The organism is Pleomorphochaeta sp. DL1XJH-081 (assembly GCF_049310885.1).
Taxonomy (GTDB): domain Bacteria; phylum Spirochaetota; class Spirochaetia; order Sphaerochaetales; family Sphaerochaetaceae; genus CAYZJV01.
In genome coordinates, this window is sequence record NZ_JBMDYO010000165.1 from 1 (window position 1) to 252 (window position 252).

Sequence of the window (252 nt, forward strand, 5' to 3'; positions counted from 1 at the left end):
GGTGCTGAGGATCCGGGTAGAAGGTGCAGGCGGCGATAAACAGGCAGCCCGGGTACCGCTGGTTGCTTACGCAGGTGGTGAGTGCGGCATAGCGTGCCAGCAGCTTTTGCTCTGCGCTTAAGGTCTCGTCCAGCAGGAGCTGACGACGCCAGGCATCCACCTGCTGGCTCAGATAGCGAAGCGCGTCGTACAGCAGCGCTTCGCGGTCAGGCCAGAAGCGTTTCAGGTCGCTCGTCGGGCAGGACACGCGCT

1 pseudogene is annotated in these 252 nt (G+C 63.5%); it reads right to left on the reverse strand.

The annotated features are described in order from the left end of the window. Positions 1-252, reverse strand: a pseudogene (locus ACODJP_RS14325) (TetR family transcriptional regulator); the annotation flags it as partial.